A 14,728-nucleotide genomic window follows, 5' to 3' on the forward strand; every position below is an offset into this window, starting at 1 on the left:
GGAGAACACCATGCTGCCCCGGAACGGCTCCAACCTCGACACTCAAGAAGCGGCCTGGCAAGCGGTATGCCATGCCGATGATCTCATTCCCGGCATGGGCGTCTGCGCGCGTGCCCATGGGCATCAGATCGCGATCTTCCTGACCGATGAAGGCCTCTTCGCCCTGGACAATCTCGATCCCTTCAGCCAGGCCGCCATACTGGCGCGCGGCCTTGTGTGCGACCTGAAGGGACGCATGGTGGTCGCATCGCCTATGTACAAGCAGCACTTCTGCCTGCAAACCGGCCTGTGCATCGAAGACGAAAGCATGTCGGTGCACAGCTGGCCGCTGCGCCGGGACGCCGGCGGCATGATTAGCGCGGCCATGCCGCTGCCCCTGAGGGAGAACGGCCATGCTTGCGCCTGACCCGCATACTTCGAACCTTCTGGCCCTGAACCGCCGTGCCGCCGCACCGCCAAAACGCGCCTGGGGCCGGGTATGGCTTATAGGCGCAGGGCCCGGCGACCCCGACCTGATCACCGTCGCGGGCCTGAAGCTGGTCAGGGCCGCCGACGTCGTGGTGCACGACAGGCTGGGCGCCCCCGCCCTGCTGGCAGAGTGCCGCGACGACGCGGTAAAGATCGATGTCGGCAAACGCGCGGGCAAGCACGCCTTGCCGCAGCCCGAGATCAACGCGCTGCTGGCCCAGCACGCCATGGCGGGCCGCACCGTGGTGCGCCTGAAGGGCGGCGACCCTTTCATCTTCGGCAGGGGCGGAGAGGAAATGCTGGTGCTGCGCCAACTGGGCATCCAGGTCGACGTCGTGCCCGGCGTCACAGCCGCCAGCGCCTGCGCCGCGGCCACCGGCATCCCCCTTACCCATCGCGGCCTCGCATCCGAAGTCTCCCTGGTTACCGCCCATCATCGCGACGGTGCGCCGGGCTGTGACTGGGCAGAGCTGGCCTCGGGGCGCGACCGCACCCTGGTGTTCTACATGGGCCTGTCGCAGGCCCAGCAGATTTCCGCGGGGCTGCTGGGCCACGGCCTGCCCGCCAATACCCCGGTGGCTTTGATTTCCAACGGGGCCACCGCAGAGCAAGAGGCTCTGCGCTGCACACTCGACACCCTGCCCCAGGCCGCATGCTCGAAGAAACTGGCCTCGCCCTGCCTGATCGTGGTGGGGGCCGTCGTGAACCTGGCCCATCCCCGGCGCGTGGCGCGGCACGAGCAGACGGAGGAGGCCGCACTATGGGCAGCCTAAATCGCCTGTATCCGATATTCGCCGACCTGGCAGGCCGCGAAGTGCGGCTTGTCGGCGGCGGCCCCGTGGCCGAACGCAAGGCGCGCATGCTGCTGCAAAGCAATGCCCGCGTTCGCATCGGCGCGCCCGCATTGACCGCAACCCTGCAAGAGTGGGTGGATCAGGGCCTGCTGCGGCACGACCCCGGGACATTCCAGGAAAACTGGCTTGACGGCGCCTGGCTGGTCATCGCCGCCACGAACGACGACGTCCTCAATGCGCAAATCAAGCAGCTGGCGGACCAGCGCCGCATCTTTGCCAATGTGGTGGACGACCCCGCGCATTCGTCATTCCATGTGCCGGCGATTGTCGACCGCTCGCCCCTGGTCATCGCCATTTCGTCCGGCGGCGCCGCGCCCGTGCTGGCACGCCGACTGCGCGAACGCCTGGAGTCTCTGTTCGACGATACTTTGGGAAACCTTGGACAGTTGGCGCAGCAACACCGGAAGCAGATCTGCACTGCCTACCCCGACACGGGCGCGCGCCGCGGTTTCTATGATTGGCTGTTCGACGGCCCCGTAGCCCGGCTTTTTCGGCAGGGCAAGCCCGAACTGGCCCTGCGCGCCCTTGAAACCCGGCTCGCCCGGCCGCAAGACCAGTCTCTTCCTGAGCTTGCCCTGATCAACGCCATGCACGCCGATCCGGCCCGCCTGACCCTGGGCGGACTGCGCACACTGCATGAAGCCGACGCCATTGTGTATGAGGATGAGCGGGCCGAAGGCCTGTTGGACCTGGCGCGGCGCGATGCCGCAAGGCACCGGCTGAACGAAGACGAACAGCATGCTCCCGAAAGGCTGGCCCATGCGCTGGCCGGCCTGGGCAAACAGCACCGTTGCATCGTCTTGCTGAAGACACGCCGCCCTCCTCATGCGCAATGGCTGAACCAGACGGCGTCAAGGCTGGCGCAGGCCGGCCTGCCGCTTCGAGTGGTGCCCTAGAAGGGCGTGTGCGGGGCACCCCGCAGCTTGATCTGCGCCACCGTTTGGCCCGCCCGTTCGTGCAGCGAAAATTCGTAGCGGTCGGGGTAGTACAAGGCCAGCCGGCGGCACAGGTTGCTGAGCCCGTTTCCCGGCGCCAGGCCGCCGGGCGCGTGCAGCCGGCCCGGGTTGCTGACCTCGATGACGAGCTCCTCATCTTTGTACGTCACCTTCACGGTGACCAGGAATGAGGCATGGTCGGCCGACATGCCATGCTTGATCGCGTTTTCCACCAATCCCTGCAGGGTCATGTGGGGCAGGCGCATGTCAAGGGCGGCAGGATCGACCTGGCTCTGGTATTCAAGCTGCTTGTCGAAGCGCAGGGCCTGGATGCGCACATAGGTCTCGGCCGCGTCGAGCTCTTCAGCCAGGCTGCACAAATGGCCGCCGCTCTTGTCCAGAGAGTAGCGCAGGTAATCTGCAAGCCGGCGCGTCATTTCCTCGGCGATGGCCGGCCTTTCGGAAATCTCGGCCACGATGGCGTTGAGCGAGTTGAACAGAAAATGCGGCTCTATCTGCCGCTGCAGATGCTCGAGCTCCAGCTGCACGGCGCGCGTCTCGGCCTTCATCTTCGAAAGGCGCTCGTTACGGGCCGCCAGCTCGGCATTGACGCCGAAATAGGTCAGCGTCCAGATCGAGAAAATGCCCATGTAGTAGATGAAGCCGATGCGGTATTGGTTGCCCGGAAGCACGCGGACGGTTCCTGGCGGAAACAGCTGATGTATGAGCTGGCCGATCGCCGATACAAACGCGGCGGCGGCCAGGCACAGCAATGCGGCGCTGGCAAGCGTGGGGAAGAACGAACTTCTTCTATGGAAAAAGCGCACGTGCATGAGGGCCGCGCCACTGGTCAGCGCAAACGCGATCGGCTCGAGGGCCAGCGTAAGCCAGGCGGCGGCCATGCCGCTGCCAAAGAACACATAGCGAATGCAGAAGCCGATAAGCCCCAGCACCGCCCACACCACCACCTGGGCGCGCCAGAAGCCAAATGACGACTCTTCGAAGTTGAGCTCCTGGCTGATGGGGTCGAATTTCTTGCGCATGTCGCCACCCAGCTCCATGGTTGGTTGTAGTAGTTGTGGCTGATAATTAGATAGTAGAATACGCGGCGAGACATCCCTTTTTCGACGAAGCGACATTAATCGTCGTTGAAGCGGCACAAGCAAGAACACTGTCAATCCGGGGCGCCAGCCGTGCAAGCCTTACCGGCGCCGCAAAACAAAAGGGGACCGATGCTGCGCGTAGTCATCGTCGACGACGAAGCACCCGCCAGGCGGTATATGCGCCGCCTGCTCGAAGCCGCCCCCAACGTCCAGGTCGAAGGCGAAGCCGCCACCATCGACCAAGCGCGCAGAGTCATCCACGAGCACCGCCCCGACGCCTTGTTTCTTGACGTCCTGCTGACGCGCGACAACGGCTTCAACCTGCTTAAAGGCCTGGACCACACGCCGGCCATCGTGTTTGTTACCGCCCACAGCGATTTCGCGGCGCAGGCCTTCGAAATCGAGGCAGTCGACTATCTGCTGAAGCCCGTCAGCCCCGCGCGGCTGGCTCAAGCGCTCGAACGCCTCAGGCCCCACTCGGGCGGCCACCTTGCCACCCGCACAAAGAACGGCACAAAGCTCATCAAGACCGGCGATCTGACCATCATCCAGGCGCAGGGCGATTACGTGCTTCTGTGCAGCGCCACACATGGCGACGAACTGATGCACATCACCCTGAAGCGACTGGCGGAGCAACTGCCCACTCCCCCGTTCCATCCTGTGTCGCGGTCGACGATCATCAACCTCGAGCACATCTCGCAGTTGTCGCACCTGGGCGGTTCGCAAACAGAGGTCAGCTTCAACACTGGTGTCGCGCCCATCGTTCTGGGCCGCACCGCATCACTGCGCCTGCGGCGGGCCATGGCCTGAGCCGCATGCAGCCGCGAGGCGCCTGAGCGCCCGCGGCCAACATGATCAGAAGCGATACATCATCTTCAGTTGCGCCGCGTGGCTGCTAACCTTGCTGGAAGCCTCGCCATCGTATTGCAGCCTGAAATCCAGCCCCTTCGCAGTGTTCAGCTGCACGCCCAGGCCGAAGCGCCCCACCACGTTGTCGCCCGGCAAAGACGTGCTGATCGATGAGCTTCCCGCGGGCGCTGCCGCCAGTCGCGCGCTGGTCGTCCATGCGTCCTTGCTCAGGAGCGACACGCCCGCATAGGCATAGGGCCGCATGACCGTGCCGTCGGAAAAGTCGATGCGACCGCCGAATTCCAGCATGGGCGAAAGGCCCACGACGAACTGGTCGCTGCTGTCCACTTCAAGGCTCAGCGGGCCGCCCGACTCGCTATAGCCCGGCATGCGCGTGTAGAAGGCGTCAAGGTCGACATAAGGCTTGAGATACAGTCTCTCTGTCAGCTCGAAGTGGCGCGCCGCGCGCAGCTTGGCGCCAACGCTGTACACATCCGGACTGCTATGAACGCTACGGTCATAGCCACTGATGTCCATGCTGCGATTCAGGCGATGCGAGCCGTAGCCGCCGGCAATCGAACCGGAATATACCCATGGCCCGTCCTGGTGCTTCAGCACTATGCCCGCATAGCCGGCATCGCCATTGCCGCGCACTCGTCCGCTATTGCCTTTCAGGCTACTGTCCTGGTAGGCCACCGACCCGCCCAGGAACCAGTTCGGCTTGTATTGCCACTGCCCTCCGAATTGAAGAATGGTGCTGTCGAACGAGAAACCCGGAGACCCATTGCCGCCATCGTGATCGGTGTTGCGGCGGCTTATCTGCCCCCAAAGGCAATCATGCTCGCGGGTGCTGGTGCCTGTTCCTTCCATGGCGGGGCACGACATCATGGCGCCCATGAAGTTGACCATGCCCGCAGCCATCTGGCCGGCCGGCGCCAGGGCCGCGCCGGGCGCCAGGTCGGTGAGGCGATCGCGATAGGCGCCGGCACCGCTCTTGGACGCATTGTTCAAGGCGGCAAACAACGGACCCAAGGCAAGCGTGCCGCCCTGGTCCCAGATGTTTTGCAGATGCCGTGCCACACCCTGATGGTTGCCCTCCAGGCCCATGCCGCCGACGTCGAAGCGGGCGCCTTTCACACTGACGTGGTGCGATTTGCCTTGCTGGCGCAGATGGAAATCGAAGATGGGGCTGTCGATGGCCTGCAGGGTACCGGCAAGCGCGCCCTCGACATCGAGCACGCTCAGTTCGCGCCGAGGCAGCAGGCTTATGGCCGCCAGGTCAAAGCCGCCGTCCAGCTGGGCATCGCCCTTCACCACCATGCGGTCGGTGCGCATGCCGCCGAAATCCATGTCGGCCCGCAGCACGCCGGTTGAGGCCTGCTCGTAGTCACCTTCCACCGTCAGCGTATCGAACTTGCCTGTGCGGCCGATCTCCAGCAGGCCGCCGTTGCGGATGTCGGCCTGGTACAGCGTGGCTTCCTTCATCACCGTCTGGCCGCCCGACTCGACCCGGCAGGGCTTGTCGGTACCGCCGGCACCCGAGCCGCTGGCGTTCTGGCACAGGATGTTGCCGCCTATCGTGCCGTGTCCGCTCAGGTCGACGTCAAGGACATAGCCCGCCTCTGTCGTGCCCCTGCCGGTGTAGCGCAGGCCGACACCGCTTTCGGGCCGAAGCACCTCGCCGTCTTCATAAATGTTGAACTTGTTGTAGTTGCCGTCGTCGATCCACACGCTGGCCGCGTCGCCGGACCCGCCCTGCACTGTGCCGTACAGGCTCAGGCTGACGGCGCTTCCGCCGTCGGGCCCCGTGCTTTGCGCAAATATCCCGTTGGCCCCGCTGCCGCTGGCCAGGATGGCGCCCCAGTGCTCCAGATGCACGCCGCCGCCGCGGCCCGAGCCGCTTCCATGTCCCGTAGAGCCCGCGTAGACACCCGCTTCATTACCGCCCAGTCCACCACCGCCGCCGATGGACTGCGCAAGAATGCCGAAGGCATTGGCCCCCGAAGTGGTGATGCTTCCCTGCGAGGTGATGCTGACGGTACCGCCATTGCCGTTGCCGCCGCTTTCTCCGGCGGGCACCAGCCAGCCGTCGGAGCCGAGCCCCAGGTTCAGCGAGCTGTCGCCGGCAATACCGCCGCCACCACCGATGGACTGCGCCACAATGGCGTGCGAACCCTTACCCGAAGTGTCGATGCTGCTGCCCGGGTTGAATGTAAGGCTTACGGTGCCGCCGTCGCCGCCTGCGCCGCCCCGGCCACCCAGGCCGACGCTGGCCAGATTGCCGGCCTTGCCGGCGGTGCCCACCCCGCCGCCTCCACCGATGGACTGGGCCAGGAAGCCGTAGGAACGGTCTCCTTGGGTCGACGAGCTGATTCCAAGCTGCAACCCTATCGTGCCGCCATGGTTGCCCGAGCCGCCATGGCCGCCCACCGACAGAGCCACTTCATGGGTGTCGTCGGAACGGGATGCTGAATCGCTGTTGCCCGCGCCGCCGATGCCGCCACCGCCGCCGATGGATTGCGCCGCGAAGGCCGGCGCGTCGGATCCGAAGGTCTCGACTCTAAGCCATGAATCCGTGCCGCTGGTACGGATGTCGCCGCCCGATCCGCTGGCCCCGCCGCTGCCACCCATTCCGCCGCCGACGTAGATGTCGCCGTGCGCCATGTCGGAGCCGTCTCCGCCCTGGCCGCCGCCACCGCCTATGGACTGCAGCAATACGCCGTAGGCGTTGTAGCCCTCGGTGCCGATGTAGTTGTAGTGAGCGCCGTCAAAGTAGGTATAGATGGGCCCGCCATTGCCGGCCGCACCGCCCGCCCCGCCCACGGCGATATTGATCTGGGCGGATTTCGAGCTGCCCGACGCGGTGGAAGATCCCCCCGCGCCCCCGCCGCCGCCTATGGACTGCGCCACCAGGCCGTCGGCCCAGTCGCCCGCCGTGGCGATCTTGCCGGCGAAATCGATGTCGATCTGGCCGCCCGTGCCGCCGCTGCCCCCGCGGCCGCCGATGTCGACCTCGAAGCCATAGCCCCGGCTTTCTTCGTCGGTAACCCGGGCGACGGTGTTCTTTGCCTTGCCGATGCGGTCAAGAATGGGATTCGAAGACGAGTCGGCGCCGATGGAACCCGCCAGGCCGCCGCCCCCGCCTATGGATTGCAACAAAACGCCGTCGGCATCACCGCCCTGGGTTCGAATCGCCCCGTCAATATTGGCCTTGACGTAGCCCCCCTTGCCGCCCGAGCCGCCGGTCTGGCCCACGCCCAGCGCCAGCTTCCCGCCAAACCCCTCGATCGACGCGCCCAGGCTCATCGTGCCGCCCTGCGAGGTGCCGCCGCCACCGCCTATGGATTGGGCCAGGATGCCGCGCGACCCCGAGCCCAAAGTGTGTACTGTATATGTCGGCCCAAGATAGACATCGACCTCTCCGCCATTGCCGCCACCGCCTCCCAGTCCGCCCAATCCGATGTTCAGGTCGACCTCGACCATGCCTCCGGCCGAATAGGAGTTGCTGCTGCCGACGCCGCCATTTCCGCCGCCGCCGCCCACGGACTGGGCCAGCACGCCATTGGCGAAGTCGCCGTAGGTGCGTATAGTTGATTGGGGCGCCAGAATGCTGGCCTCGTCATCCAGGTTCAACGGCAAATCAATGCTGGCAGGCAAATCGACATACTGCGTGCTGTCTGTTCCCAAATGCACCAGCACCTTGCCGCCATGCGAGGCGTTGCCCGCGCTGCCGCCCAGCGCCATGCCGATCTTGCCCGAAATGGAATCGCCGTAGCTGATGCCCGTCGACAATACCGAGGCATCGCCGCCGTTGCCGCCGCCACCGCCGATAGACTGGGCCACCGCGGCATGGGAACCGTCGCCCAAGGTCGTCACCGATGTACCTTCGACCAAGGAAATCTCGGTCGTGCATGAAGCATCGCCAGACCCGCAGGCATGTCCGCCGTCCCCGCCCTGGCCGCCGACAGCCGTCTGGAAACTGAAGGAGATGGGAGGCGTTTCGGCCCCGGTCGGAACGGCGATGACCAGATTGCTGGCGCTTGCGCTTCCGCCGTTGCCGCCGCCCCCGCCTATGCTTTGCGCCAGAATGCCAAAGGAATCGTTGGGTGCGTAAGTGCCGGCATCCGCCGTCTTGTAGTCCATCCCCGTTGCAATTTGCGAGCGGCCCAGCACAACCTGCGACTTGGCCCCCGAGCCGCCGGCGCCTCCGCTGCCACCCAGCACCACGGCAGAACTGAAACCGACGCTCCCATCAAAGCGCGATGCGTCGCCCCCGTTGCCGCCACCGCCGCCGATCGCTTGGGCCAGTATTCCGGTTGCGTGTGAACCGCCCGTGCGAATGTTCAAATCGGTGTAGTGGATTGTCGTGCCGTCGGTGCCGGCGTGCCCGCCTTTTGCACCACTGCCGCCCAGCTGCAGCGATACGAGCGATTCAAGTGTGGCGCTGGTTGCGCTGCCGCCGTTGCCACCGCCGCCGCCCACGTTCTGGGCAACAATGCCCGGCGAATAATCACCGTGAGTGGTGAGATACATAGGGCCCGGGGAAAGTTCGCCGCAATAGCCGCCATTGCCCAGGCATACCGAGCCGCCATTGCCGCCGCCCGACCCACTGCCGCCAATGGCCATCGCCACACCCACCGACACGGTAAAGGTGTCTCCACCGTTTCCGCCGCCGCCTCCGATGGATTGGGCCAGCACGCCCGGGCTGAACCGGCCTGACGTAGAAATGGTGCCCAGGTCTTGCACTACAACCTTGCCGCCCTGGCCGCCCGCGGCGCCGTCGCCGCCCAGACCAAGAATGCCCTTGCTATCGCCGCCGCTTCCGCCGCCTCCCCCGATGGACTGCGCCATGATGCCCAGTGCGGCATCGCCGGCCGTTTTAATGGTTCCGCCAAAATTGCGCACAGTAACGCTTCCGCCTGTGGAGCCCGTGGTGCCTTCGGCACTGCCGCCCACACTCAGCGCACCGATGGCGCTGCCCGATGCCCCGCCACCGCCTCCTATGGACTGGGCCAGCAGGCCGTGCGCTGAATAGCCGGCGGTTGAGACGCTGCCCGACTGGGACACCTCGACACTGCCTGCCGTGCCGCCGCCCGCGCCATCACCACCCAGGGCCACCACGCCACTTACCTGGACCCCGCCCGCACCGCCACTGCCCGCAATGGATTGGGCCAGTACACCGTAAGCATGGTCGCCGCCCGTATTGATCGAACCGCCGGCATCGACGGTTACGCCTCCGGCATCGCCGCCGCTGCCGCCATTGCCCGCCTGGCCGCCAAGCACCGACACAAATGTGCCAGCGGTTCCTCCGCCCCCGCCTATGGACTGCGCCATGACGCCGGTCGAATAATGGCCCGTGGTGTCTATGGTGCTGCCGCCGTCGGTAATGACCGAAACATTGCTGGCACTTCCACCCAGGCCCGCGCCGCCGCCCTGGCCCGCGATGGCCGCGCCGTTGCCGCCGTCGCCGCCCTGGCCTCCAAGGCTTTGCGCCAGGATACCGTAGAGCGTATTGCCGCGAGTCGAGATACGGGAGTTTTCACCTTGCAAATGCACGGAAACGTAGTTGCCTATTCCGCCCCAGCCTCCGGTGCTTTCCTGCGGGGGGCCCTCACCACCCTTGCCGCCCCGGCTCAAGGCGGCGATGCCCGCCCCCTCGCCGGTGAATGTGCCGCTCAGGTCCACCGAGATGGTACCGCTGGAATTGACCACGGCCGGGCCGCCGAAGCCTCCACGGCCCCCGGCGTTGCTGTCATCGTTGGACTTCCGGCCTTCTCCGGCGCCGCTGATGGCATGAATGCCATAGACGTCCGTGCCGTCCTGCGCGGCCCAGGCAATGCCGATGCTGCCTGTATTGTCCACCTCGACCCAACTGGTGTCGCCTGCGGGGCCATTGTCGGTGCCACCCATGCCCCCATAAGACTCGGCGTGGATGCCCGCGCCCCGGGCATAGCCGGTAAGCCGGCTTGCGCTGCTGCCCAGCGAGATCGAACCACTGTTCGTCAGGTCGATGATCCCGCCGTCGCCGCCGGCGCCGCCCTTCTGGTCACCCACGACTCCGTCGTTCTGGTCTCCGCCCGTGCCCCCGCCGCTGACTGCGCTGATGCCGAACATGGGCACATTCTGACCCGATCCCGTATGAGGCTGCACCGTGCCGCTGATGGACAGGTTTCCGCTATTGGTGATGGTCAGTTTTTGTCCGGCTCCGCCGGCGCCGCCGCTGGACTTGTAATTGTCGTTGTAGTCGTCGCCATTGCCGCCGATGGACGTTACCGCGATCAGGCTTTGCAGGTAGCCCGCATTCGTCGTGCCTTCCAGCGCAATGCTGCCCCGATTCGAAAGGCTGATGGTCCCGCCCTTGCCCCCGTCGCCTTCGTCAACCCCCTTGCCGCCACGGCTGTACAGCATGAGCACCCCGGGCACATTGCCCGTTACCGGATAGCTCAGGCTGCTGCTGGCGTTGGCGTTCAGGGTTCCGGTCTCGTTGTAGACAAAGCTTTCGCCGTCCTTGCCCTTTTTTTCGCTAGAGCTTCCATCCTTGCCGTCGGCGCCCTGGCATACTTGGTAAGCCAGGTGTGCGTCACCGCTCGTATTGCAGCTTGCCTGTGCGCTGTTGGCCGATGTCGCGGCATACACGCCCAGTGCCGATATGACGGCAAGGCGCAGAATATGTGGCCGGGGAAGTGAAACCGTTCTGTTGCGTGCATGTGCTTTCATGATGGACGGGCTTCTTTGCTTGGTCTGCCGCTTGCGGGCCGGGCACACCCTTGTGCAGGCCCCAGGCGCCATACCGGAGCATGGGACGCCTGGCAACAGACAATGTGGAAAATTCCCGTGCAGTCTGCCGGCCCGCTTTTCATGAAACAAGATTTTTTCGATGAAACCGGCCATTTCTTCGATGAAATGACGTCGGGCGGCCTGCATGCGTCAAAAGGCCGCGGCCTCGGGCCCGTCGGTTCCGCCGGCAAATGGCTACAATTCAGTCTATGAATTCAACGCCCTCTTCTTCCGATCCCACGCCCCCCGAAGGCGCTCACGGCGATGCCGCGCAAGCCCATCCCGATTTCGGCCATATCCGCAGCTTTGTGCATCGGCGCAGCCACATCACCGCCGGCCAGCAAGAAGCGCTGGACCTGCTCATGCCCAAGTGGGCCGTGCCCTACCGCAACGCGCCCCTGAAGTTCGAACAGGTGTTTGGCCGCCAGGCGCCCACGGTGCTTGAGATCGGCTTCGGCATGGGCGAGACCACCGAGAAAATCGCCCTGGCCCGGCCGGACGACAACTTCCTGGGCGTGGAAGTGTTCAATTCGGGCGTGGGCTCCATGCTCAAGCGCATCGAGGCCTCGCAGCTGCAGAACCTGCGCATCATCCAGCACGACGCCGTCGAGGTGGTGCGCGACATGATCGCTCCCGACTCCCTGGCCGGTGTGCACATCTACTTTCCCGACCCCTGGCCCAAGAAGCGCCATCACAAGCGGCGCCTCGTCCAGCCCCCCTTCGTGCAGCTGCTGGCCAGCCGCCTGCGGCCGGGCGGCTACATACATTGCGCCACCGACTGGGAGCACTACGCCCACCAGATGCTCGAAGTGCTGGGCGGCGAACCCCTTCTTGAAAACACCAGCGAAGGCTTTGCGCCCCGCCCCGACTTCCGCCCCCTGACCAAGTTCGAGAACCGCGGGCTGCGCCTGGGCCATGGCGTGTGGGATCTGATCTTCAGGCGCGAGGGCCAATGATGTATCCGCCTGTTCAACCCTATCGCCAGGGCCTGCTGGAAACCGGCGACGGCCACCAGGTGTACTGGGAGCTTTGCGGCAACCCCCAGGGCAAGCCCGCGGTCTTCCTGCATGGCGGGCCGGGCAGCGGCTGCTCGCCAACGCATCGGCGCCTGTTCGACCCGGCGCGCTACAAGGTGCTGCTGTTCGACCAGCGCGGATGCGGCCGCTCGCTGCCGCATGCCGGCCTTGAAAACAACACCACCTGGCACCTGGTGGACGACATCGAGCGCCTGCGCACGGAGATTCTGCAGGCCGAGCAGGCCCTGGTCTTTGGCGGCTCGTGGGGCTCGACACTTGCACTGGCCTATGCGCAGGCCCATCCGCAGCGCGTCAGCGCGTTGATCGTGCGGGGCATCTTCACCGTGCGCCGCGAAGAGCTACTGTGGTTCTACCAAGAGGGCGCGTCGTGGCTGTTTCCCGATGTCTGGGAACGCTATCTGGCCCCTATCCCGCCCGAAGAGCGCCACGACCTGATGGCGGCCTACCGCAAGCGGCTGACCTCGCCCGACCCCCAAGTGCAGCTGCAGGCGGCCCACGCATGGAGCCAGTGGGAAGACCACACCATTACGCTGCTGCCCAGCCCCGCGCACAACCAGTCGCACAGCGACGACCGGGCGGCGCTGGCCTTTGCCCGCATCGAAAACCATTACTTCGTGAACCAGGGCTTCATGGAAGAAGGCCAGCTGCTGCGCGACGCGCACAAATTGCATGGCATACCGGGGGTCATCGTGCAGGGGCGCTACGATGCCTGCACGCCCATGCGCACCGCCTGGGAGCTGCATCGCGCCTGGCCGCAGGCCGAGTTCCATGTGGTGGACGATGCCGGCCACGCTTTCGACGAGCCGGGCATACTGGCGCAGCTGATGGCGGCCACCGACAAGTTCAGCCGGTGAAAATCCGCCGGCCGTCCCCATCTATATATTTACATCCATCCGTGCCGCAAGGCCGTTGATTCCGGAGGACTTCATGAACATCACTCTGAACGGCAAGCCCCACGCGCTCGACCAGGACAGCAGCGTGGCCGACCTGGTGCGCAGCCTGGGCTACGAGGGCAAGCGCATTGCGGTAGAGCGCAATGGCGACATTGTTCCCAAAAGCCGGCACGCGCACACATCGCTGGCCAATGACGACGTCGTGGAGATCGTCGTCGCCGTGGGCGGGGGCTGAAAGGGCTCAAGCGACAATTCGAAAAACGGCCGATGGAATATCGGCCGTGAAGGGAAAAGAACGATAAAGCGCTTTAGCGGCGGAAACCGCCAAAGCCGCCGCCCCCGCCGCCCAGGCCCTTCAGCCCGCCCATGGCGCGCATCATCTTGGCCATGCCGCCCTTCTTCATTTGCTTCATCATGCCCTGCATCTGCTCGAACTGGGACAGCATGCGGTTGACTTCCTGCACGGGCACGCCCGCGCCGGCGGCAATGCGCCGCTTGCGCGAGGCCTTCAATAGTTCGGGCTTGGCGCGCTCGGCCGGCGTCATGGAGTTGAGTATGCCTTCTGTGCGACGCAGCTGTTTTTCAGCCTGGCCGCCCTGCAGCTGGGATGCCGCCTGGGCAAACTGGGCGGGCAGCTTTTCAAGCATGGAGCCCATATCGCCCATTTTCTTGACCTGCTGAAGCTGCTCGCGAAAATCGTTGAGATCGAAGCGGTTGCCCGACTTGATCTTGGTGGCCAGCTTCTGGGCCTCGGCGATGTCGATGTTCTTTTGGGCCTGCTCGACCAGCGAGACGATGTCGCCCATGCCTAGCACGCGCTGGGCCATGCGCTCGGGGTGGAAAGGCTCGAGGCCGTCGAGCTTTTCGGACATGCCCACGAACTTCAGGGGCTTGCCCGTAACGTGCCGCACCGACAGCGCCGCGCCGCCGCGGGCGTCGCCGTCAAGCTTGGTCAGCACCACGCCGGTAAGGGGCAACGCATCGGCAAAGGCCTTGGCCGTATTGACGGCGTCTTGCCCCTGCATGGCGTCGACCACGAACAGCGTTTCAATGGGACGCAGCAGGTCGTGCAGGGCGCGGATCTCGCGCATCATGGCTTCGTCTATACCCAGGCGGCCGGCCGTGTCGACGATAAGCACTTCGTAGTGGTGGCGCTTGGCGTGGTCGAGCGCAGCCGTGGCAATGGCCTCGGGCTTTTGCGAAGGGTCGGACGGCAGGAAATCGACATGGGCCTGGGCGGCCACCGTCTTCAGCTGCTCGATGGCGGCCGGACGGTAGACGTCGGCGCTGACCACCAGCACTTTCTTCTTGCCCGACTTGCGGCCCTGCTGCACGTGGCCGCCCTCGACCAGCCACTTGGCCAGCTTGCCGGTGGTGGTGGTTTTACCCGCCCCCTGCAGGCCGGCCATAAGAATGACGGCCGGGGGCTGGGTGGCCAGCGAAAGCTCGCCCGCCTCGGCGCCCAGGTCGCCGCCCATGAGGGCGGTCAGCTCTTTGTGGACCACGCCCACCAGGGCCTGGCCGGGATTGAGGCTGCCGACCACATCTTGGCCCAGCGCCTTTTCCTTCACGCGGGCGATGAAGTCGCGCACCACCGGCAGCGCCACGTCGGCTTCGAGCAGGGCCATGCGCACTTCGCGCAGCATTTCCTGCGTGTTGGCCTCGGTAAGGCGCGCCTCGCCGCGTATGGTCTTGACGACGCGGGACATGCGCTGGGTCAGGTTTTCGAGCATGGCAATCTTTCGCTTAAACTAGCTGGTCGGCATAACCGGAATAAGAAACGGTTACGGTTATGCTAACGCACTAAAATAC

At 65.2% G+C, this 14,728-nt stretch carries 11 protein-coding genes; 8 read left to right on the forward strand and 3 right to left on the reverse strand.

Annotation, left to right across the window (positions count from 1 at the left end; genetic code table 11):
• Positions 1-10 precede the first annotated feature (10 nt).
• The 3 genes from nirD to C7440_RS07750 are packed head-to-tail and all read left to right on the forward strand — an operon-like array spanning position 11 to position 2,218.
• Positions 11-406: a nitrite reductase small subunit NirD gene (gene nirD / locus C7440_RS07740; protein WP_017523892.1), complete on the forward strand. Its 396-nt coding sequence runs from the start codon at positions 11-13 to the stop codon at positions 404-406.
• Positions 393-1,241, forward strand: coding sequence for a uroporphyrinogen-III C-methyltransferase (gene cobA / locus C7440_RS07745; protein WP_116518063.1), 849 nt, complete (start codon positions 393-395; stop codon positions 1,239-1,241). Before nirD ends, cobA begins: the two co-directional genes overlap by 14 nt.
• Complete coding sequence (locus C7440_RS07750; protein WP_165832494.1) at positions 1,229-2,218, forward strand: NAD(P)-dependent oxidoreductase; 990 nt, start codon at positions 1,229-1,231, stop codon at positions 2,216-2,218. The genes cobA and C7440_RS07750 overlap by 13 nt, the downstream gene beginning before the upstream one ends.
• On the opposite strand, the gene C7440_RS07755 is transcribed toward C7440_RS07750, so the two are convergent.
• Positions 2,215-3,300 carry a sensor histidine kinase gene (locus tag C7440_RS07755; RefSeq protein ID WP_243410866.1) on the reverse strand — a complete coding sequence of 362 codons (1,086 nt, stop codon included), beginning with the start codon at positions 3,298-3,300 and terminating at the stop codon, positions 2,215-2,217. The two genes, C7440_RS07750 and C7440_RS07755, sit on opposite strands and share 4 nt — an antisense overlap.
• Positions 3,301-3,489: 189 nt before the next feature.
• Between C7440_RS07755 and C7440_RS07760 the strand changes: the two genes are divergently transcribed.
• The gene (locus C7440_RS07760; protein ID WP_017523888.1) at positions 3,490-4,170 is read left to right on the forward strand and encodes a LytR/AlgR family response regulator transcription factor; all 681 of its coding nucleotides are present in this window, start codon (positions 3,490-3,492) and stop codon (positions 4,168-4,170) included.
• Positions 4,171-4,215: 45 nt separating this feature from the next.
• Here C7440_RS07760 and C7440_RS20180 read toward each other — a convergent pair whose 3' ends face one another.
• Complete coding sequence (locus C7440_RS20180) at positions 4,216-10,926, reverse strand: autotransporter outer membrane beta-barrel domain-containing protein (protein WP_116518066.1); 6,711 nt, start codon at positions 10,924-10,926, stop codon at positions 4,216-4,218.
• 102 nt (positions 10,927-11,028) lie between these two features.
• Between C7440_RS20180 and C7440_RS19825 the strand changes: the two genes are divergently transcribed.
• The 4 genes from C7440_RS19825 (at position 11,029) to thiS (ending at position 13,151) form a co-directional block, all read left to right on the forward strand.
• Entirely contained in the window at positions 11,029-11,199 is a 171-nt protein-coding gene (locus C7440_RS19825; RefSeq protein WP_017523886.1) for a hypothetical protein, read from the forward strand.
• Positions 11,196-11,942 carry a tRNA (guanosine(46)-N7)-methyltransferase TrmB gene (trmB, locus tag C7440_RS07770; protein WP_165832495.1) on the forward strand — a complete coding sequence of 249 codons (747 nt, stop codon included), beginning with the start codon at positions 11,196-11,198 and terminating at the stop codon, positions 11,940-11,942. The genes C7440_RS19825 and trmB overlap by 4 nt, the downstream gene beginning before the upstream one ends.
• Positions 11,939-12,877 carry a prolyl aminopeptidase gene (gene pip / locus C7440_RS07775; RefSeq protein ID WP_116518068.1) on the forward strand — a complete coding sequence of 313 codons (939 nt, stop codon included), beginning with the start codon at positions 11,939-11,941 and terminating at the stop codon, positions 12,875-12,877. The genes trmB and pip overlap by 4 nt, the downstream gene beginning before the upstream one ends.
• A gap of 73 nt (positions 12,878-12,950) precedes the next feature.
• Entirely contained in the window at positions 12,951-13,151 is a 201-nt protein-coding gene (gene thiS, locus C7440_RS07780) for a sulfur carrier protein ThiS (RefSeq protein WP_116518069.1), read from the forward strand.
• Between the two features lie 73 nt (positions 13,152-13,224).
• Here thiS and ffh read toward each other — a convergent pair whose 3' ends face one another.
• The gene (gene ffh / locus C7440_RS07785; protein ID WP_116518070.1) at positions 13,225-14,649 is read right to left on the reverse strand and encodes a signal recognition particle protein; all 1,425 of its coding nucleotides are present in this window, start codon (positions 14,647-14,649) and stop codon (positions 13,225-13,227) included.
• Positions 14,650-14,728: the final 79 nt, after the last annotated feature.

This window comes from Pusillimonas noertemannii (assembly GCF_003096595.1).
Classification (GTDB): domain Bacteria; phylum Pseudomonadota; class Gammaproteobacteria; order Burkholderiales; family Burkholderiaceae_B; genus Pusillimonas; species Pusillimonas noertemannii.

Coding starts and splice junctions, on each gene's coding strand:
- C7440_RS19825 (WP_017523886.1), top strand. CDS start 11,029: ATGTGGAAAATTCCCGTGCAGTCTGCCGGCCCGCTTTTCATGAAACAA.
- thiS (WP_116518069.1), top strand. CDS start 12,951: ATGAACATCACTCTGAACGGCAAGCCCCACGCGCTCGACCAGGACAGC.
- C7440_RS07755 (WP_243410866.1), bottom strand. CDS start 3,300: ATGCGCAAGAAATTCGACCCCATCAGCCAGGAGCTCAACTTCGAAGAG.
- C7440_RS07750 (WP_165832494.1), top strand. CDS start 1,229: ATGGGCAGCCTAAATCGCCTGTATCCGATATTCGCCGACCTGGCAGGC.
- C7440_RS07760 (WP_017523888.1), top strand. CDS start 3,490: ATGCTGCGCGTAGTCATCGTCGACGACGAAGCACCCGCCAGGCGGTAT.
- pip (WP_116518068.1), top strand. CDS start 11,939: ATGATGTATCCGCCTGTTCAACCCTATCGCCAGGGCCTGCTGGAAACC.
- ffh (WP_116518070.1), bottom strand. CDS start 14,649: ATGCTCGAAAACCTGACCCAGCGCATGTCCCGCGTCGTCAAGACCATA.
- trmB (WP_165832495.1), top strand. CDS start 11,196: ATGAATTCAACGCCCTCTTCTTCCGATCCCACGCCCCCCGAAGGCGCT.
- nirD (WP_017523892.1), top strand. CDS start 11: ATGCTGCCCCGGAACGGCTCCAACCTCGACACTCAAGAAGCGGCCTGG.
- C7440_RS20180 (WP_116518066.1), bottom strand. CDS start 10,926: ATGAAAGCACATGCACGCAACAGAACGGTTTCACTTCCCCGGCCACAT.
- cobA (WP_116518063.1), top strand. CDS start 393: ATGCTTGCGCCTGACCCGCATACTTCGAACCTTCTGGCCCTGAACCGC.